Raw genomic sequence first — 18,754 nt, 5'->3', positions numbered from 1 at the left:
TTTGCTTGCACCCCTTTCCGACACCCGCTGCTGGCGGCCCTTCCTGGCGGCCCCGACGCGGCGACCCCGCCGCGCTTCGACCGGCCAGGGTCGCGAACCGCGGCGCTACTGCGGGTGGATCGGCGGCGTGCGCTCGGCGCGCGGCGTTCCGCGCTGGCGCTCGCGCACGAAGGTGAACAGCCCCGCCAGCATGATCACCCCCGTGCCCAGGAACATCAGCGCGTCGAGGTGGTCGCCGAAGACGAGGTAGCCGAAGCCGATGGCCCAGACCATCTGGCTGTACTGCGGCGGCGCCACCAGGCTGGCGGGCGCCCGGGCGGAGGCCAGCATCAGCAGCACGTTGCCCGCCGCCGCCAGCAGCCCGTAGCCCAGCAGAAAGATCCATTGGTGCGGCGTGGGCCATTGTGCATGGGGCATCATCAGCACGCCGCTGGCCAGGATCGGTCCGATCAGCCCCGCGCCGTAGAGTGAGATGCGCTTCTCGGTGGGGCCCATGGCGCGCAGCAGGATGATCGTCATGGCGCCGGAAAAGCCGCCGATGATGGCCCCGAGATGGCCCACCGACAGTTCGCGGAAGCCCGGGCGCAGCACGATCAGCACGCCCACGAAACCGGCCACCACCGCCGACCAGCGCCGCCAGCCCACCTGTTCGCGCAGGAACACCACGGACAGGATCGTGACGAAGGCCGGCAGCAGGAAGATCAGCGCGAAGGCCTCGGCCATCGGCAGAGCCGTGAAGGCCACCACCGAACTCAGGCTGCCCACCACGGCGAACAGGGCGCGCAGCAGCCAAAGCGTCCAGTTGCGGGCCCGGAACAGGTCGCCCCAGTTCTCGCCCGGCCGGCGCACCAGCGGGATGGCCACGATGCCCAGCAGCGCGCCGATGAACACCACCTCCAGCGGCGGCAGCGTGCCTTCCAGCAGCTTGATGCTGGCGTCGCTGAAGGCGTAGGCGGCGTAGGCCAGGAAGGACAGCAGGACGCCCTTGATCACCGTGGTTTCCAAAGGTGGGTCTCCCGGTGGGGCAGGGGGTGGGGCAGGGGGTGGAGCGGGGGATCGTCGGACCGCGTCGGCACCCCGACTAGCCGCCCCCCAGGGGCGAGGGCAACCGGGCAAGCGGCGCGAAACGGTGGCGCGGCCCCGCGGAATGGCGGAACAAGGACGCGGCGGTTGACACGGACCCCGCCCTGCCGCGATGCCACCGCCCCCGGCCGGGCCTGACGAGGCTCCGGCCCACCGGCAACTGGCGGAGACCCCCGAGATGACGCGCCCTTCCGGCCGTGCGCCCGACGCGCTGCGGCCCGTCCGCCTCCAGACCGGCTTCAGCCGCCATGCCGAGGGTTCCTGCCTGATCCGCCTGGGCGACACCGAGGTGCTTTGCACCGCCAGCGTCGAGGGGCGGGTGCCGGGCTTCCTGCGCAACTCCGGCAAGGGCTGGGTCACCGCGGAATACGGCATGCTGCCGCGCGCCACCCACAGCCGCGGCGGGCGCGAGGCGGCGCAGGGCAAGCAGTCCGGCCGGACGCAGGAGATCCAGCGCCTGATCGGCCGCTCGCTGCGCGTCGTGACCGACACCAAGGCCATGGGCGAGATGACGGTGACGCTGGACTGCGACGTACTGAACGCCGATGGCGGCACCCGCTGCGCCGCGATCACCGGTGCCTGGGTGGCGCTGCACCTGGCCTTCGAGCACTGTCGCCGCATGAACATCATCTCGCGCAACCCGCTGGTCGGGCAGGTGGCGGCGGTGTCCGCCGGTCTGTGGCAGGGCGAGGCCGTGCTGGACCTCGACTATCGTGAGGACAGCGCCGCCGGGGCCGACGGCAACTTCGTGCTGACCGGCACGGGCGGCATCGTGGAGGTCCAGGCCACCGCCGAGGCCGAGCCCTTCACCGACGCGCAGTTCCAGGCCCTGCTGGCGCTGGCCCGCCAGGGCACGGCGACCCTTTTCGCCGCGCAGCGGAGCGCACTGGGCCTGCCGGAGCCGGGCCTCCCAGGGCCGGGACTCCCAGGGCCGGGACTCCCAGGGCCGGGACTCCCGGAGCCAGCCCCGTCGCGACCGGGCGCGCCCGCGGGAGGTGCGGCATGAGCCACCGCCGCCTCACGGAGCGCCGGCTGATCCTGGCGACCCACAACGCCGGCAAGGTGCGCGAGGTCGCGGCGCTGCTGTCCCCCTGGGGACTCGAGGTCACCGGCGTCGGCGCGCTCGGCCTGCCCGAGCCCGCGGAAACCGAAACGAGCTTCATCGGCAACGCCACCATCAAGGCCCGTGCCGCGGCGGAAGCCACCGGCTGCGTCGCGCTGGCCGACGACTCCGGCTTTTCGGTGCGGGCGCTGGACGGGATGCCCGGGGTCTGGACCGCCGACTGGGCCATGCAACCGGACGGCACGCGCGACTATGCCAAGGCCATGGCGCTGGTGGCCGAGCGCGCCGCCGAGGTGCCCGGCAGGGGCGAGGACCGCGCCGCCTGGTTTTCCTGCGCCCTGGTCCTGGCCTGGCCCGACGGCCACACGGAAGGCTTCCTGGGCGAGGCGCACGGCACCTGGGTCTGGCCCCCGCGCGGGGAGCGCGGCTTCGGCTACGACCCCATGTTCGTGCCCGTCGGCGAAGCGCTGAGCTTCGCGGAGATGGCGCCCGAGCGGAAGCACGCGATCAGCCACCGCGCCCATGCCTTCCAACAGCTGGCGGAACATTGCCTGCCGCCGCTGGAAGGCACGGCGCCGGCCGGGGGCTGAGCCGGGCGCCGGCTCCGACCCTTCCCGGCGGGAGGCGCCAGCTACAGCCGGCCGCGCCTCCCGCCACGTCTTCCTCAGGCCGTCCGCACGGCGCTCAGGAAGCCTTCCACCTGGCCGCGCACCCGCTGCGACACGGCGGCCACGTCCTCGACCTGACCGAAGACCTGCTCCGCCGCCCCGCCGGCCGACTGGCTCGCCTGCGCCACGGTGCCGATGGTAACGGTCACCTGCTCCACCCCGTGGGCCGCGAGCTGGATGCTGCGGGCGATCTCCTCGGTCGCGGCGCTCTGCTGCTCCACCGCCGCGGCGATCCCTGAGGTGCTGCCGTTGATCGTGTCGATCGCGCTGGCGATGCCGCGCACGGCCTGCACGGCCTCGTCCGTGGCGCCCTGGATCTCACGCACCAGCACGGTGATGTCCTCGGTGGCCTTGGCCGTCTGGCTGGCCAGGGTCTTCACCTCGCCCGCAACCACCGCGAAGCCCTTGCCGGCATCGCCGGCCCGGGCCGCCTCGATCGTGGCGTTGAGCGCCAGGAGGTTGGTCTGCTCGGCGATGCGGCGGATCAGCTGCACCACGTCGCCGATGCCGCGTGCCGAGCGCGACAGGGTCTGCACCATGCCGTCGGTCCGCTCCGCACGCTCGGTGACTTCCTGGGTTTCCAGCGCCGCGGCCTGCACGCGGCCGGTGATCTCGCGGATCGAGGCGGTCAGCTCTTCCGTCGCGGCGGCCACCGTCGCGACCGAGGAGGTCGCGTTCGCCGCCGCGTCGGCCACCACCCCGGCCTCGGTGCTGGAACGCCCGGCGAGCGAGCGCATCTCGCCGGCCGTGTCGTGCAGCTGCCGCGCGGCACCGTCGAGCCCGCCCAGCGCACCGCTGACCTCGGCGTCGAAATCCCGGCACAGGGCGGCCAGCGCGCGGGCCCGCTGCTGCTCCGCTTCCTCCGAGGCACGCCGTTCCTCGCCCAGCCGCTCCGCCTCGGCCGCGCTGGCGCGCAGGCCTTCCAGGGCCTGGGCCATGCCGCGAAGCTCGTCGGCGTGGCGGGGCTGCGTCACCGGCGTCGTGAAGTCCCGCGTCGCCAAGCGATCCGCCGCCTCGCCCAGCATCCGCACCGGCCGCGCCAGGCGCCGCAGGAGGAACAGCGTGGCCAGCACCGCGAAGCCCAGCGCCAGCAGCGCCGCGAGGCAGGCTGCGCCGAAGCTCCAGCGGGCCGCCACGACGCCGCGGTCCGACAGCGCCACCGCCTCGTCCAGCGCGCCGAGCGCCAGCGCCATGATGGCCGGCGCGGGGCTGTTGCAGCGCTGCGTCCATTCGGCGGCCGGCACCACCGGGCGGCCGCTGCCGTCGAGGCGCGTCAGCAGCCCTTCCACCCACTCGTTCGTGCCGTTGGTGTCGGCGGCGGCCTTGTTCAGCGCCGTGCGCAGCGCGGGCGAGGCGCCGGGGCGCGACAGCAGCGTGTTGATGCTGGCGAGGCTGTTGCTGGTGATGCTGCGATAGCCGCCCAGCGTCCGCAGCTCGGCCGGCGTCAGGGCGCGCGAGGTCGAGATGGCGGGACGGAGCATGGCGCATTGCAGGCCCTGCACCAGCCGCACGTCCCAGGTGGCGCCGCGCACGTCCTCGAGCTCCGCGAAGACCGGGTCCACCATGCGCAGCTCGTTGCCGGCTTGATCGGTGATCGCGCCGAGCTTGTCGCTGGTGTTGCGGAAGGCGTCGACGCGCGGACCCGTCGCGGCGATGTCGCGCGACGCCCGCGGCTGGACCGCCTGGTCATCCACCAGCCGCGCCAGCGAGTCCTGCCGTTCGATCAGCGACTGCAGGGCATCGGCCTGCTCCGTGAAGGCCGGCAGGCCGGAGCGGCGCAGCGACTGCAGGGCGCGGTCGAGGCTGGCGCGCATGCCGGAGCGCGCTTCGGCCAGCTGCGGGCGCGGATCGTCCTGGGTTTGCAGCGCGGTCACCTCCGTGCCGCCCTGGCTACGCTGCAGGTCCTGCGAAGCCATCAGGTGGCGGTCGATCACGGCGAGGCTGCGGGCATGTTCTGCGACCTGAAGATCGCTCCAGGTGCGCCACATGGCGACGCCGGCGCCGGCCAGCACCAGCGCGAGGGGAAAGGCGATCAGCAGCAGGATTGATCGGACAAGGGAGCGGCGCGACACGGTGGAACCTCCAAGGGAACCGCATCGTGGCCAGCAAAGTCTGTGCGGCCCCTTAACGGTTTCGCCTCGCGCGCGGTCGCGTGGCGGCGCCCGACACCCACGGTCCAAACACCGTGCCCCGTAGACTGCCCGGTTTTCCGCGGGCGCCGCCGCTGCCATCCTCCGCGCCATGAGAATGCTGCTCCTCAACGGCAACACCGATGCCGCGATGACCGAACGCCTCCGCGCCCTGGCGCAGGCCAGGCTCGACCGGCTCGGCCGCGCGGAGGTCGTGTTGCAACCCGCCACCGCGCGCTTCGGGGCGCGCTACATCGCCACGCGCGCCGCCGCCGCCGTGGCCGCGCACGCGGTGATCGAACAGGTGGCGGAACACGCGGCCTCGGTGGACGCGGTGGCGATCGCCTGCTTCGGCGACCCCGGGCTGCTGGCGGCACGCGAGATCGTGCCGCTGCCCGTCCGCGCCATGGCCGAGGCCAGCATCGAGGCCGCCCTCCGCCTGGCGCCGCGGGCGGTGCTGCTGACCGGCGGTCCGCTCTGGGTGCCGATGCTGGGTGAGCTCGCCCACGCCCTCGGCTACGGGGCGGATCGGGTGCTGGTGCGCGCGGTGGCACCGCCGGGCGACGTGCTGGCGCGCGATCCCGAAGGATCGGCGGCGCTGCTGGCCGAAGCGGCCGCCGAGGCGGTGCGCGACGGCGCCGGGGCGGTGGTACTGGGCGGCGCTGGCCTGGCCGGGCTCGCGCCCCCCGTGGCGGCGCGGCTGGCGGCGCGGCTGGCGGCGATCGGCGGCGGGGCGACGCCCGTGCTCGACAGCCTGGACTGCCTCCTCGACGCAGCCCTGGCGCCCTCCGCCGCGGCATTCCCCGCCGCGCCGTCGGCACCCTCGGTCGGCCTGTCCCCGAGCCTCGCCGCGGCGCTGTCGGGCGGGCGTTGACGCCGGCCGGGGAATCGCCCGGGCTGTCGCCCAGGGCCGGGCGCGGGAACCGGCCACGGGTCGTCGGCCGTCAGCCCGGCCAGACCTCGCCGCGGGGCGTATGCCGGCAGCAAGTTCTTGCCACGCGCCCCGCCGGATCAACCACCGCTTAAGACCCGGCGGTGCAGGATAAGCCCCGGTGCAAAACGGCGCGGGGGCACGGGATACGTGGCGAAAGGCCAGAAGGACGGTGCCACCATCGTCATCCGCCGCGAGGAAGGCGGTGAGGGCGGGCATCACGGCGGTGCCTGGAAGGTCGCCTACGCCGACTTCGTGACGGCGATGATGGCCTTCTTCCTGCTGATGTGGCTGCTCAACGCCACCACCGAGCAGCAGAAGCGCGGCCTGGCCGACTACTTCGCGCCCACCAACCTGCTGGCCCAGGCCGACTCGGGCAGCGGCCAGCCCTTCGGCGGCAAGACGCCCAATTCCGCCGGGCAGCAGGTGAGCGACACCGGCGCGCTGCGGCTGGAACACGGGCCGATGCCCGTGGTGCAGGATATCGAGCGCGACGACGACAGCGACACGCCGGCCCAGCCCGTCCTGATGCGGCAGGCCCCGCCCGGCAGCGCCGACGACCCGGACCTCGACCCCGGCAACACCGACCGTGCCACCGCGGCCTCCGTCCAGGGGGCCGCGGACACCGGTTTCGCCCGGGCCCTGCCGGCGCAGTCTTCGGCGCAGGACCCGGCGCAGAACGGGGCCCAAAACGGGACCCAATCCCAGGCGCAGTTGCTGGGACAGTTCCAGGCGCAATCCCAGGGGCAATCCCAGGCACCGCGGGGAACCAGCCTCGCCGCCCGCGACGCCGACCTCGCCGCCACGGCCGAGGCCGCGCTGCGCGAGGAGCTGAACCGGCGCGAGCGCGAGAAGCTCGACCAGCTGGCGCAGCAGCTGCGCGACGCCGTGCGCGACGACCCGGCGCTGGCCGACCTCGCCAGCCAGCTGCGGGTGGAGCAGGTGCCGGAAGGGCTGCGCATCCAGCTGCTCGACGCCGACCGGCAGTCCATGTTCGCGCTGGGCGGCACCACGGTGAACGACCGCTCCCGCGCGCTGATCGCCCGCGTCGCCGCGGTGATCCGCAAGGTGCCCAACGCGGTGGCCATCACCGGCCACACCGACGCCACACCCTTCCGCAGCACCGACCGTTCCAACTGGGACCTGTCGGCCGAGCGCGCCAACGTCACCCGCCGCATCCTGGTGGACAGCGGCGTGGCGGAAGCGCGCATCCGCAGCGTGGCCGGCCTGGCCGAGCGCGAGCCGCTGGTGCCCGACCATCCCGAGGCCGCGGCCAACCGCCGCGTCGCCATCCTGCTGCTGCGGCAGAACCCCGCGCCCGGGACCACCGGCCAATGACCACGATCGTCGGCCTCGTCTTCCTGCTGGCCTGCGTCTTCGGCGGCTACGTCATCGCCGGCGGCAAGTTCGACATCATCACGCATTCCCTGCCGCACGAGATGCTCGTGATCGGCGGCGCCGCGCTGGGCGCCTTCGTGATGGCCAACAGCATCCACGACATCAAGCACGTGCTCGGCGGCATGATGAAGATCATCAAGGGTGCCCGCTTCCGCAAGGCGCAGTACGTCGAGCTGCTGAGCCTGCTGTTCTTCTTCGTGCGCCTGGCGCAGACCAAGGGACCGATGGCGCTGGAGCCGCATATCGAGAAGCCCGAGGAAAGTGCGGCCTTCACCAAGTTCCCGCAGATCAGCAAGGACCACCACGCGGTGCTGCTGATCTGCGACTACCTGCGCATGGTAGGCATGAACGCCGACGACCCGCACCAGATCGAGGACGTGATGGCGCGCGAGCTCAAGAAACTGCGCGAGGAGGAGCTGCACCCCTCCCACGCGCTGCAGAGCGTGGCCGACGCGCTGCCGGCGCTGGGCATCGTGGCCGCGGTGCTGGGCGTCATCAAGACCATGGCCTCGATCGACCAGCCGCCCGCCATCCTGGGCGCCATGATCGGCGGCGCGCTGGTGGGCACCTTCCTGGGCGTGCTGCTGGCCTACGGCATGGTGGCGCCGATGGCCGCGCGGCTGAAGGGCGTGGTGGACGAGGAATGCAAGTTCTACGAGGTCATCCGCGCCGTGCTGGTCGCCCACCTGCACGGCAACGCGCCGCAGGTTTCGGTGGAAACCGGCCGCAAGATGGCGCCCAGCCAGCACATGCCGAGCTTCCAAGAGCTGGAAACCGTGCTGCAGGACCTGCAGATCGGCTGAGCGTCTGCGCCCGATCACGAGGGCTTGGGCGCGGGTGCAGGGTGCCTTGACGGGCCGCTGTCAGGATGCGCCGCATGGAGGCATGAGCGTGAACGAACCGCATCTCGAGGGCATGGCGGCCTCGCTGGGCTTCAACGTGGAACAGTGGGAAGAGAACTTCGCCCGCGTCAGCCTCGAGGCCGAGGACCGGCACCTCAACCCCATGGGCATCGTCCATGGCGGCACGATCCTGGCGATGATGGATCACGCCGCCGGCCTCGCCGGCCTGTGGTGCAGCGTGCCCGGCAACCGGCGCTTCGGCGTGACGGTGGACCTCGACTGCCGCTTCACCGGCAAGACCGAGCCCAGCCGCGTGGTGGCCGAGGCGACGGTCGTGTCCCAGGGCCGCAGCACCTACTTCTGCCGGATCGAGGTCCGCGACGGCGACGGGCTGCTGGTGGCCTTCGGCAGCAGCACCCACCGCTGGCGCGGCGGCAGCGAGTCCCGGGAAGGCGTGCCCGGCTGAGCGCGGGCCGGGTGATCCACGGAAGTTGATCGTGGTTTCTCCGGCGTCTTGTTGACAGCGGGGGACAATCTCCCTACCTCCGCCCCGTCCTCGTTCCGGCTCCGTGGCAGCGCCGCGCCGGGAAGGGGGCCGCGGGCGATTTGACGGATGCAGCTTGCGCCGCGTCACCAAGTGCTAAAGCGCCAGGAAGCGACGGCCGCGCAGGCTGTGCCCGCTTCGTGGGTCATCCGACGGTGTTGGAGGATCGCGATGCGTCGCACCATGTGTTTCACCCGCTCGAACTGACCGCCGCCCGCGCGCATCCCGCGCGGCCCGACCACGCTTCCCGGGTGATTTGCCGCCATGCCTGTTTCCCCTTCCTCCGCCGGGGCCGCGATCCGGCTCCGTGACCTCGTGCGCCGCTTCCGGGTGCGCGGCTCCGTGACCGCGGCGCTCGACGGCGTGTCGCTCGATGTCGCACCCGGCGAGATCTTCGGCATCGTCGGTCGCTCCGGCGCCGGCAAGTCCACGCTGATCCGCTGCGTCAACCTGCTTGAGCGCCCCGACAGCGGCTCGGTCGAGGTGCTGGGCCGCGACATGCTGGCGCTCGACGACGCGGCGCTGCGCGAGGCGCGCCGCGGCATCGGCATGGTATTCCAGCACTTCAACCTGCTGAGCTCGCGCACCGTGGCGGAAAACATCGCCTTTCCGCTGGAGGTTGCGGGCATCTCCCGTGCCGAGCGCGAGGCGCGGGTTCGCGAGGTGCTGCCGCTGGTCGGGCTGGAGGGCAAGCGCGACAGCTACCCGGCGCAGCTTTCGGGCGGCCAGAAGCAGCGCGTCGGCATCGCCCGCGCCCTGGCCTCGCGCCCGAAGATCCTTCTTTGCGACGAGGCCACCAGCGCCCTCGACCCCGAGATCACGGCCGAGATCCTTGCCCTGATCCGCTCGCTCCGCGACCGGCTGGACCTGACGGTGCTGCTGATCACTCACGAGATGAGCGTGGTGAAGCAGATCTGCGACCGCGTGGCAGTGATGCAGTCCGGCCGCGTCGAGGAACAGGGCCGCGTCTTCGACGTCTTCACCCGCCCCGCCCATGCCACCACCCGCCGCTTCGTGGCGGAGGTGATCGGCCACGCCGTGCCGCCCGGCACCGTGGCGCGCCTGCCGGCGCCCGAGCCCGGCGAGGAGCGTCGGCTGCTGCAGGTCCTTTTCGCCGGGCCCCACAGCACCCGCGCGGTGGTGAGCGAGGCCTCGCGCCGCTTCAACCTCGACCTCAACATCGTGTCGGGCCGCATCGACGAGATCGGCGGCGAGCCCTTCGGCCTGATGGCGCTGGCCGCCTACGGCGCACCGGCGCAGCTCGACGCCGGCACGGCCTGGATGCGCGCGCTCGGCCTCGACGTCACCCTGCTCACGCCCGAAACCCTGGCGGAGGCCGCGGCATGATCACGCTTCCCTGGCTGACCCCCACGCTGACCGACCTGATGCTGGACGCGGCGTGGGAAACGCTGCTGATGGTGGTGATCTCAGTGCTGGTCGCGGTGGCCATCGGCCTGCCGCTGGCGCTGGCCCTTTACAGCACCGGCAACGGGGGGCTGCGGCCGAACGCCTGGGTGAACCGGCCGATCGGCCTCCTGATCAACGCCGTGCGCTCCACGCCCTTCATCATCCTGATGGTGGCGATCGTGCCCTTCACCCGGCTGGTGGCGGGCACCTCGATCGGCACCGCCGCCGCGATCGTGCCGCTGGCGCTCGCTTCCACCGCCTTCATCGCCCGCCTGTTCGAGAGCGCACTGCGCGAGGTGGACCGCGGCGTGGTGGAGGCGGCGCGCGCCATGGGCGCCACCCGCCTGCAGATCCTGCTCAAGGTGCTGGTGCCCGAGGCCCTGCCCGGGCTGATCGCGGCGGTCACCGTCACGCTGGTCAGCCTGGTGGGATATTCCGCCATGGCGGGTGCCGTGGGCGGCGGCGGCCTCGGCGATCTCGGCATCCGCTTCGGCTACCAACGCTTCATGCCCGAGGTGATGGCCACCGTGGTGGTGGTGCTGATCCTCTTCGTGCAGGCGCTGCAGTCGATCGGCGACTGGCTCGTGCGCCGCGTGCGCCGCCGCTGAACCAACACACCGCAACAAGAACGGACAAGGGAAAACACCATGCACACCACCCGCCGCGCCCTCCTGGGCGCCAGCCTCGCGCTTCCCGCTACCGCGCTGATCCTGCGCCCCGGTACCGCCCTGGCGCAGGCGGCGGTCGGCACCGCCGCGCGTCCCCTGCGCATCGGCGTCACCGCCGGCCCGCATGCCCAGGTGATGGAGAAGGTGCGCGACATCGCCGCCAAGGACGGGCTGGTGATCCGCATCATCGAGTTCACCGACTACGTCCAGCCCAACGCCGCGCTCGACGCCGGCGACCTCGACGCGAACTCCTTCCAGACGCAGCCTTTCCTCGATCAGCACGTGCGCGACCGCGGCTACAAGCTGGTGTCGGTGGCCAAGACCCTGACCTTCCCGATGGGGGTCTACTCGCGCAAGCTCAAGTCGGTGGATGCGCTGCCGCAGGGCGGGCGGGTCGCCGTTCCCAACGACCCGACGCAGGGCAGCCGGGGCCTGCTGCTGCTGGCCCAGGCCGGCGCCTTCAAGCTGACGCCGGGCCTCGAGGGCAACGCCACGGTGGCGGACATCGTGGAGAACCCGAAGCGCCTGCGCGTGCTGGAGCTCGAGGCCGCGCAGCTGCCGCGCGCGCTGGACGACGTGGACGCGGCGGCGATCAACACGAACTACGCCATCACCGCCGGCCTGAACCCCACGCGCGACGCCATCGCCATCGAGCGCAGCAACAGCCCCTACGCCAACGTCATCGCGGTGCGGCAGGCGGACAAGGACGCGCCCTGGGTGAAGCAGCTGATCGCCGCCTACCAGAACGATGACGTGAAGGCCTTCGTGGCGGAAACCTTCTCCGGCTCCGTCGTGCCGGCCTTCTGAGCGGGGGACGCATCGTGCAGCGACGTCACCTCCTGGCCGCCACGGTCGCCGCCGGCGGCGTGCTGGCGCACCCGGCCCTGCTGCGGGCCCAGGGCGCCGCGATCGGCAGTGCCGCGCGGCCGCTGAGCATCGGCGTCACCGCCGGCCCGCATGCCCAGGTCACCGAGAAGGTGCGCGAGGCCGCCGCGCGCGACGGCCTGATCCTGCGCGTCGTGGAGTTCACCGACTTCATCCAGCCCAACGCGGCTCTGGCCGCGGGCGACCTCGACAGCAACTCCTACCAGCACCGCCCCTTCCTGGAGCAGCAGAACAAGGACCGCGGCTACAAGCTCGCCGCCGTGGCCAAGACGCTGGTGTTCCCGCTTGGCATCTACTCGCGCCGCTTCCACGCGCTGGCGGAACTGCCGCGAGGGGCGCGCGTGGCCATCCCCAACGACCCGTCCAACGGCGGCCGCGCGCTGCTGCTGCTGGCCAGGGCTGGCCTCCTCACGCTGACGCCGGGCATCGACACCCGCGCCACCGTGGCCGACATCGTCGACAACCCGAAGCGCCTGCGCATCGTGGAGCTCGAGGCGGCGCAGACGCCCCGCGCGCTGGATGACGTGGACGCCGCGGTGGTGATCACCGACTACGCCATCATCGCCGGCCTCGACCCGGCCAAGGATGCGCTGGCGCGCGAGGATGCCGACAGCCCTTATGCCAACCTCATCGTGGTGCGCGAGGCCGACCGCGACGCACCCTGGGTGAAGCGCCTGGTCGCCGCCTACCAGACCGACGAGATCCGCAACTTCGTTCGTGACACCTTCCACGGCAACGTCGTGGCAGCCTTCTGAGGAGACACGGGATGACCCAGCGACGCTCGCTCCTGCTGGCCACGGCCGGCGGACTGCTCGCCCCCACGGTGCTGCGCGCCCAGAACAGCGCCGCGATCGGCACCACCGCGCGCCCCTGCCGCGTCGGCGTCACCAGCGGCGTCCACGCCCAGGTGCTGGAACAGGTGCGCGACGTCCTGGCCAAGCGCGACTTCGCCGTGCGGATCACCGAGTTCGGCGACTTCATCCAGCCCAACGCGGCGCTGGCCTCGGGCGATCTCGACGCCAACACCTACCAGCACCTGCCCTTCCTCGACGCGCAGAAGGCGCAGCGCGGCTACGACTTCGCGCCCGTGGGCAAGACGGTGCTGACGGTGATGGCGGTGTTCAGCCGCAAGCACAAGTCGCTGGCCGACCTGCCCAGCGGCGCCCGCGTCGCCATTCCCAACGACCCGACCAATGGCGGCCGCGCGCTGCTGCTGCTGGCCCAGGGCGGCGCCTTCAAGCTGACGCCGGGCGTCGACTTCCGCGCCACGGTGGCCGACGTCACCGACAACCCCAAGCGCCTGCGCTTCGTGGAGCTCGAGGCCGCGCAGATCGCCCGCGCGCTGGACGACGTCGACGCGGCGGCGATCACCGGCAACTACGCCGTGCCGGCCGGGCTGAACCCGCTGAAGGACGGCCTCGTCGTGGAAACGGCGGACAGCGCCTATACCTGCCTCGTGGTGGTGCAGCGCCGCGACGCCGCGGCGGACTGGGCGAAGACCCTGGCGGGCGGCTACGCGGCGCCGGAGATCAAGGCCTTCGTGACGGAGAAGTTCGGCGGCGCGGTGATCGTCGGCGCTTGAGCGGCGCGGGGATCGCTGGCGCCTGACCGGCGCGGGGCAGGGGACATTCCCCGGCCTGCCCCTTGGCCCACCCGCCGCGCTGTTTTCCGGCGCATCCCGGTTCCGTTCCCGGAATCGTCATGCATCCCCGCCCGGCGCCGCGGACCAGGCGACACCGACGCGCTGCGGGCGGCCCGCGCCCTCGGGGTCACGCATCCCCGCCCAGCGCCGCGTACCAGGCGGCATAGGGCGTGTTGCGCGCCATGTGGCGGTTGAGATCCGGCGCCCCGTCGTCCCACCAGACCGGCCCGCGCTCGCCCAGCGCGTGCTTGGCAGCATCCACCCGCCGGCGCGCCGCGGCCACGGCGGCCTCGTCGCCCCGCCGGCCGGCGGTGCCGACGTCGCGACGCGCCGCCATCAGCTGCCGCACCAAGGTATCGCGCAGGTCAGGGGGAAGCTCGGGATTGGAGCAGCGCCAAAGGCGCCCGCGCACCACGAAATAGCGTCCGTCCGGCGTCACCGGCGGGCCCCGGCGCTCCTGCGCCGGGCTGCCGGGCGTTTCCGCGGCGGCCAGTCCAGCACTGCCGTCCTTCCGCCGACGGCGCCGTGCCGCCGGCGGGGCGTCGTCAGCCAGCCGTCAGGCCCCAGCCATTAGCTCTGGGCGTCGGGCGAGAGCGTCATGCACTGCGTCCGCAGCCGCTCGCAGGCACCCTGGGCGCCGTCACGCGACAGGCCCATGACGCGGGCGCGGTAGAGCACGTTGCGGCCCTGCATCACCGGCTGCACCATCACGCGCGTGCCCATGCCGCCGATCTGGCGCTGCGCCGTGCCGGCGGCCGAGCGTGCCAGGTTCTCGCTGGCGAAGGCGCCGACCTGCACCGCCCAGTTGCCGCCGCCCGCCGAGCTCGTGGCGCTGCGGATGTTGCCGGCGGCCGGCAGCGTCGCGGCGCTGGCGGAACCGACGAAGCCCAGGGTCCGCGGCGTGGTGCTGCGCGGCGGCGGAACGTCCAGCGCGGCGAAGCGGCTGTCCCCACCGCGCGCCACCGGCGCGGGCGGCGGCGGCAGTGCCAGCCCACGCTCGCTGGCATGGGCCGAGCCGAGGAAGGAAGGCGGCGTCGGCAGGGCCGCGGCCAGTTCGGTGCGCGCCGGCTCGGGCCGCGGCTCCGCCCGCGGCGAGGTCGAGCCGTCGGGGATCGGGTCCATCGCGATGACCTCGCCGCGCGGCGCGGCGGCCGAGGGCGCCGGGCTGGTGGAGCCGTCCGGGATCGGGTCCATCGCGATCACCGTGCCCTGCGGGCGGTTGGCGCGGCTGGTGGAGCCGTCGGGGATGGGGTCCATGGCCACCACGGTGCCCTGCGGGCTGTTCGAGCGGCTGGTGGAACCGTCGGGGATCGGGGCCATGGCGATCACCGGGCCGCCGCCCAGGCTCGCCACCTGCACCGGCGCCGGGCTGGTGGAACCGTCGGGGATGGGGTCCATGGCGATCACCGGGCCGGCCGGCAGGCGCGCGACCTTCACGCCCGGGTCCACGGCGCGGCGCTGTTCGCGCAGCGCCAGCATGGTGGCGGTGTCGCCCCGGCGCGGGCCGGGCGGGATGTTCAGCGGCAGCTCGGCGGCGGCGTAGACCTCCGGCGGCGCCTTGCGGTTCGGCTCGGTGCCCGCGATTCGCGGCCCGATGCGGGCGACGTAGTTGCGGGTTTCGGCCGGCAGGCTCTTGCCGCCCCAGAGGTAGTCCTCCAGCCGGCGCGGGCCGCCGTTGTAGGCGGCCAGGAAGCCCGGCGTGCCGTACAGCTCGTACATCTCGCGGACATAGGCCGTGCCCGCCATGATGCTGTCGTAGGGGAAGTAGGGATCGTTGCCGAGGCCGTAGCGCGAGGCGAGCTCGGCATAGGTCGCGGGCATCACCTGCATCAGCCCCATCGCGCCCACCGGGCTGGTGGCCGTGGTGCGGCCGCCGGATTCCTGGCGCATCACCTCGCGGATCCAGCGCTCCGGAATATCGAATCGCTTGGAGGCGTCACGGATATAGGGTCCCCAGGGGTCGCTCGGCGGTCCCGGCGGGTCGTAGGACGAGGGGCGGTGGTAATAGGGCGAGGTGGTGCTGGCGACGATCGGTCCGGTGGCGGTGGGCTGGCTGCCGCAGGCCGCGAGCGCGGCCAGGAGCGACAGGGCCGCAACGCCTCGCAGACGGGATCCCGCTCCGCGCCCCTTGGGCACCGGCAAGGCCCCACGCTGAGTGTCGCTGCGACCGACCATCCCTTGCCCCCCAATCGGTGATGCCGTCACGGCCGGATCAAGCGTGCCCTGCAGGCGCCCCCACGCCCGCCGGAACCTCCGGCCCTGACAGATGCAGGCCTCGCCTGCGCCCGGAAGGGCTAACGGAACCCCCCGCCCGAAGCAAGGGGAGATGCCCGGACGGGCGCCGGCACTGTCGGGACTGTGTGTGCGGGGCCACTTTACGGGGCGCGCGGTTAACGCCTTCTATCCGCCCGTGTGAGCAAACAAGGAAAGGCGCGGGGGCGCCATCTTCGGTCCGGAACCCGGGCCGGATGACCCACGGCGCCACAACCCGCGCCACCACGAAGGAGTGCTGCCCATGCCCGTCACCCGAACCGCCTCGCTGCGCCGCCTGCGGCTGCTTCTCGTGCCCCTGGCGCTCGGCGGCAGCCTCGTGGCCTGCGCGCCGCAGAACACCGGCGCGACCTACAGCTCCGCCGCGTTGGGCGTGCCGGCCACCGTGACCTACGGCGTCATCAAGGGCACCCGCCCCGTGGTGGTGCAGAACAACCAGACCGGCATCGGCACGGTGGCCGGCGCCGGGCTGGGCGGCGTCGCCGGCTCCTTCATCGGCGGGCACAGCACGCGCGGCAACATCCTGGGCGCGCTCGGCGGCGCCGTGGTGGGTGGCCTGGCGGGCAACGCGATCGAGCGCGGCGCCGGCACCGGCAACGCGATCGAGTTCGTGATCGGCCAGGACAACGGGCCCGACATCACGGTGGTGCAGACCAACGAGGAAAACCTCCAGGTCGGCGACCGGGTCTTCATCTCCTACGGCGCCGACCGCGCCCGCATCGGCCGCGCGATCACCGCGCCGCCGGGCGCGGCACCGGCCGGCTACGGCGCCAGCCCCTACCCCGCGCAGGCGACTCAGCCCTACGCGGCCCAGCCTTACGGTGCCCAGCCCGGCTACCCCGCCGGGAGCTATGCGCCGCGCTGATCACGCGCGAGGCGCGCGCCCGGCTTCGCCGCCGGGCGCCGCTGCCCCAGGCCTCACGACCCCACCCGATGGCCGCACCGGATTGCTCCGGTGGCGCGGCAGGTGTTGTCGCCCGGAGGCGCTTCGGCTAGGCGTGCCGGCCATGACCGCCCTGCCGGCAAACCTCCTCGACATCGACGCTGCCAATCCGCGCCGCCTAGCCCGGGCGCTGCAGGACATCGCCGCCGGGCTGCGCGCCTGGCGGCTGAGCTGGGCGCTGGCGCGGCTCGACCTGCGCAACCGCTACCGCGGCTCGGTGATCGGGCCCTTCTGGATGACGCTGTCCACCGCGGCGATGCTGGTGGGCCTCGGGCTGCTGTATTCGCGCCTGCTGGGCATCTCGCTGACCGACTACCTGCCGCACCTGGCCGTCAGCCTCGTGACCTGGAACGTCATCAACGGCATCGTGACCGATGCCTGCACCGCGCTCACCAGCGCCGACGGCGTGATCCGGCAGATGCGCCTGCCCTATACCACCCACGCGCTGCGCTGCGTGTTCCGCAACACGCTGACGGCGGCGCACAACATCCCGCTGCTGTTCCTGGTGCTGCTGATCTTCAACCGCTGGCCGGGCGCCGAGGTGCTGCTCCTCATCCCCGGCCTGCTGGTCCTGCTGGTCAACGCGCTGGCCGCGGCGCTGCTGCTGGGCATGCTCTGCGCCCGCTTCCGCGACATCGCGCAGATCGTGGCCAACGTCATGCAGCTGGCCTTCTTCCTGAGCCCGGTGATATGGAAGGCCGACCAGCTGACCGGCTACTGGGCGTCGCTGCTGCCGCTCAATCCCTTCTACGACCTGCTGGAGGTCGTGCGCGGCCCGCTGGTGGATGGCGGCGGGGGCTGGGACGCCTGGCTGGGCGCCGCGCTCTACACCGTGGCGGCCGTGGTGATCTCGCTCGCCTTCTTTGTCCGCTTCCGCGGACGCCTCGCCTTCTGGGTCTGACCATGCCGAGCATCGAGGCACGCGGGCTCGCGATCGAGTTCCCGCTCTACCACGTCTCCGCGCGCTCGCTGAAGAAGCGGCTGCTGGCCAAGGCCGCCGTGCGCGTGAAGACCGACGAGGCCAACCGCGTCGTGGTCAGCGCGCTGCGAGACCTCAGCTTCACCATCGGCCATGGGGAGCGCGTGGCGCTGATGGGCCACAACGGCGCCGGCAAGACCACGCTGCTTCGCACCCTGGCCGGCATCTACGAGCCCGTGGGCGGGAGCCTGCGCGTCCAGGGCACGATCGGCACGCTGATCGACCCTTCCGCCGGCATGGACCAGGACTCCACGGGCCGCGAGAACATCCGCCTGCGCGGGCTGTTCCGGGGCCTGAGCGAGGCCGAGATGCAGCACATGGAGGAGGAGGCCGCCGCCTTTTCCGGCCTGGGCGAGTTCCTCGACGTGCCGATCCGCGGCTATTCCGCCGGCATGGGCGTGCGCCTCGCCTTCGCGGTCGCCACCGCGATGCAGCCCGAGATCCTGCTGATGGACGAGTGGTTCTCGGTGGGCGACGCCGACTTCATGGAGCGCGCCGAGGAACGCCTGCGCGGCCTCGTCACCAATGCCGAGATCATGGTGATCGCCACCCACAGCGAGGACACGGTGCGCCGCTGGTGCAACCGGGTGATCCGCCTCGACGCCGGCCGCATCGTGGCCGACGGCACCGTGGAGGACGTCCTGGGACCGCCGCCGGGCTGAAGCCGCCCGTGCCGTTCCCCTGTCGCCCATCGTCGCGCCACCTGCGCCTCCGGGTGGCCGTCGCGCCGCCATCCGGCAGGCCGCGTCTTCCGCTCCGGCCCGGGCCGTCGGCAGGCGTGCCACGAAATCGTCCCACCTGCCCTGAAAGCACCTCGCCTCGGTCGCGCCCTGGCCTCCGGCCAGGTGAAACATTGAGGCTCCTGGAGCGCTGTTTGATCCCGGGTGACGCTAAACGAGAGCCGGAAGGAGCCGATTTTGCGTAAAGCTTTATTCGCCCTGCTGCTGATCCCCGCGCTGGGTGGTCTGGGCCTGGGTGCGGTCGGATCGGGCGAGGCACAGGCCGCGGTGCCGCATGCTGCACCGCTGGTCGCGGGTGCCGGTCCCGTTTCCGCCGCGCCGGCCCTGTTGCAGGAAGCCCAGTACTACCCGCCGCCGCGCTACTACCGCGGTCCGCCGCCCCGCCGCTGGCGCGGCCCGCCGCCGCGTCGCTGGCATGGTCCGCCGCCGCGTCGCTGGCACGGCCCGCCGCCGGGCTACCGTCGCGGTCCGCCGCCGCGCTACTATCGCTGAGTGAAACGACGGGCAGCGCGCCGGAACGCGCTGTCCGTCGCTTGTCTGTCCGCGCACTGGCCTGAGCCA

General features: G+C 72.8%; 19 protein-coding genes. 15 read left to right on the top strand and 4 right to left on the bottom strand.

Annotated features, from left to right (window positions below; all coding sequences use genetic code 11):
- Nucleotides 1-105: 105 nt before the first annotated feature.
- Nucleotides 106-1,005 carry a DMT family transporter gene (locus ACFFGY_RS16915; protein ID WP_377045689.1) on the bottom strand — a complete coding sequence of 300 codons (900 nt, stop codon included), beginning with the start codon at nt 1,003-1,005 and terminating at the stop codon, nt 106-108.
- A 256-nt stretch (nt 1,006-1,261) separates the two neighbouring features.
- Between ACFFGY_RS16915 and rph the strand changes: the two genes are divergently transcribed.
- Entirely contained in the window at nt 1,262-2,089 is an 828-nt protein-coding gene (gene rph, locus ACFFGY_RS16910) for a ribonuclease PH (protein WP_377045688.1), read from the top strand.
- Nucleotides 2,086-2,736 (top strand): non-canonical purine NTP pyrophosphatase, encoded by a 651-nt coding sequence (locus ACFFGY_RS16905; protein ID WP_377045687.1) that lies wholly within the window; start codon nt 2,086-2,088, stop codon nt 2,734-2,736. Before rph ends, ACFFGY_RS16905 begins: the two co-directional genes overlap by 4 nt.
- 74 nt (nt 2,737-2,810) lie before the next feature.
- On the opposite strand, the gene ACFFGY_RS16900 is transcribed toward ACFFGY_RS16905, so the two are convergent.
- Nucleotides 2,811-4,886, bottom strand: coding sequence for a methyl-accepting chemotaxis protein (locus ACFFGY_RS16900; RefSeq protein ID WP_377045686.1), 2,076 nt, complete (start codon nt 4,884-4,886; stop codon nt 2,811-2,813).
- A gap of 169 nt (nt 4,887-5,055) precedes the next feature.
- Between ACFFGY_RS16900 and ACFFGY_RS16895 the strand changes: the two genes are divergently transcribed.
- The 9 genes from ACFFGY_RS16895 to ACFFGY_RS16855 all read left to right on the top strand — a co-directional run bounded on the left by ACFFGY_RS16895 (nt 5,056) and on the right by ACFFGY_RS16855 (nt 13,200).
- Nucleotides 5,056-5,817 (top strand): aspartate/glutamate racemase family protein, encoded by a 762-nt coding sequence (locus ACFFGY_RS16895; protein ID WP_377045685.1) that lies wholly within the window; start codon nt 5,056-5,058, stop codon nt 5,815-5,817.
- A 207-nt stretch (nt 5,818-6,024) separates the two neighbouring features.
- The gene (locus ACFFGY_RS16890; protein WP_377045684.1) at nt 6,025-7,212 is read left to right on the top strand and encodes a flagellar motor protein MotB; all 1,188 of its coding nucleotides are present in this window, start codon (nt 6,025-6,027) and stop codon (nt 7,210-7,212) included.
- A complete protein-coding gene (gene motA, locus ACFFGY_RS16885; RefSeq protein WP_377045683.1) occupies nt 7,209-8,075 on the top strand; it encodes a flagellar motor stator protein MotA in 867 nt (288 codons plus the stop codon). Before ACFFGY_RS16890 ends, motA begins: the two co-directional genes overlap by 4 nt.
- Nucleotides 8,076-8,157: 82 nt before the next feature.
- Nucleotides 8,158-8,580, top strand: coding sequence for a PaaI family thioesterase (locus ACFFGY_RS16880; RefSeq protein ID WP_377045682.1), 423 nt, complete (start codon nt 8,158-8,160; stop codon nt 8,578-8,580).
- Between the two features lie 342 nt (nt 8,581-8,922).
- The gene (locus ACFFGY_RS16875; RefSeq protein ID WP_377045681.1) at nt 8,923-10,005 is read left to right on the top strand and encodes a methionine ABC transporter ATP-binding protein; all 1,083 of its coding nucleotides are present in this window, start codon (nt 8,923-8,925) and stop codon (nt 10,003-10,005) included.
- Entirely contained in the window at nt 10,002-10,673 is a 672-nt protein-coding gene (locus ACFFGY_RS16870) for a methionine ABC transporter permease (protein WP_377045680.1), read from the top strand. The genes ACFFGY_RS16875 and ACFFGY_RS16870 overlap by 4 nt, the downstream gene beginning before the upstream one ends.
- A gap of 39 nt (nt 10,674-10,712) precedes the next feature.
- Nucleotides 10,713-11,540, top strand: a complete 828-nt coding sequence (locus ACFFGY_RS16865; RefSeq protein WP_377045679.1) for a MetQ/NlpA family ABC transporter substrate-binding protein — start codon at nt 10,713-10,715, stop codon at nt 11,538-11,540.
- Between the two features lie 14 nt (nt 11,541-11,554).
- Entirely contained in the window at nt 11,555-12,373 is an 819-nt protein-coding gene (locus tag ACFFGY_RS16860) for a MetQ/NlpA family ABC transporter substrate-binding protein (protein ID WP_377045678.1), read from the top strand.
- Nucleotides 12,374-12,384: 11 nt separating this feature from the next.
- Nucleotides 12,385-13,200, top strand: a complete 816-nt coding sequence (locus tag ACFFGY_RS16855) for a MetQ/NlpA family ABC transporter substrate-binding protein (RefSeq protein ID WP_377045677.1) — start codon at nt 12,385-12,387, stop codon at nt 13,198-13,200.
- Nucleotides 13,201-13,387: 187 nt separating this feature from the next.
- On the opposite strand, the gene ACFFGY_RS16850 is transcribed toward ACFFGY_RS16855, so the two are convergent.
- Together ACFFGY_RS16850 and ACFFGY_RS16845 are read right to left on the bottom strand one after the other, a co-directional pair.
- Entirely contained in the window at nt 13,388-13,699 is a 312-nt protein-coding gene (locus ACFFGY_RS16850; RefSeq protein ID WP_377045676.1) for a hypothetical protein, read from the bottom strand.
- A gap of 131 nt (nt 13,700-13,830) precedes the next feature.
- On the bottom strand, nt 13,831-15,396 hold the full coding sequence (locus ACFFGY_RS16845) for a transglycosylase SLT domain-containing protein (protein ID WP_377045675.1): 1,566 nt from the start codon (nt 15,394-15,396) through the stop codon (nt 13,831-13,833).
- Between the two features lie 379 nt (nt 15,397-15,775).
- On the opposite strand from ACFFGY_RS16845, the gene ACFFGY_RS16840 reads away from it, so the two are divergent.
- The 4 genes from ACFFGY_RS16840 to ACFFGY_RS16825 all read left to right on the top strand — a co-directional run bounded on the left by ACFFGY_RS16840 (nt 15,776) and on the right by ACFFGY_RS16825 (nt 18,685).
- Nucleotides 15,776-16,396 (top strand): outer membrane lipoprotein, encoded by a 621-nt coding sequence (locus ACFFGY_RS16840; protein WP_377045674.1) that lies wholly within the window; start codon nt 15,776-15,778, stop codon nt 16,394-16,396.
- 142 nt (nt 16,397-16,538) lie between these two features.
- Nucleotides 16,539-17,375 (top strand): ABC transporter permease, encoded by an 837-nt coding sequence (locus ACFFGY_RS16835; protein ID WP_377045673.1) that lies wholly within the window; start codon nt 16,539-16,541, stop codon nt 17,373-17,375.
- 2 nt (nt 17,376-17,377) lie between these two features.
- Nucleotides 17,378-18,115: an ABC transporter ATP-binding protein gene (locus tag ACFFGY_RS16830; RefSeq protein WP_377045672.1), complete on the top strand. Its 738-nt coding sequence runs from the start codon at nt 17,378-17,380 to the stop codon at nt 18,113-18,115.
- Between the two features lie 255 nt (nt 18,116-18,370).
- The gene (locus ACFFGY_RS16825; RefSeq protein ID WP_377045671.1) at nt 18,371-18,685 is read left to right on the top strand and encodes a hypothetical protein; all 315 of its coding nucleotides are present in this window, start codon (nt 18,371-18,373) and stop codon (nt 18,683-18,685) included.
- Nucleotides 18,686-18,754: the final 69 nt, after the last annotated feature.

The organism is Roseomonas elaeocarpi (genome assembly GCF_042433915.1).
GTDB classification, from domain to species: Bacteria; Pseudomonadota; Alphaproteobacteria; order Acetobacterales; family Acetobacteraceae; genus Roseomonas; species Roseomonas elaeocarpi.
The sequence above is the reverse complement of the archived record's forward strand: the minus strand, read 5'-3'. Positions and strand labels throughout refer to the sequence as shown.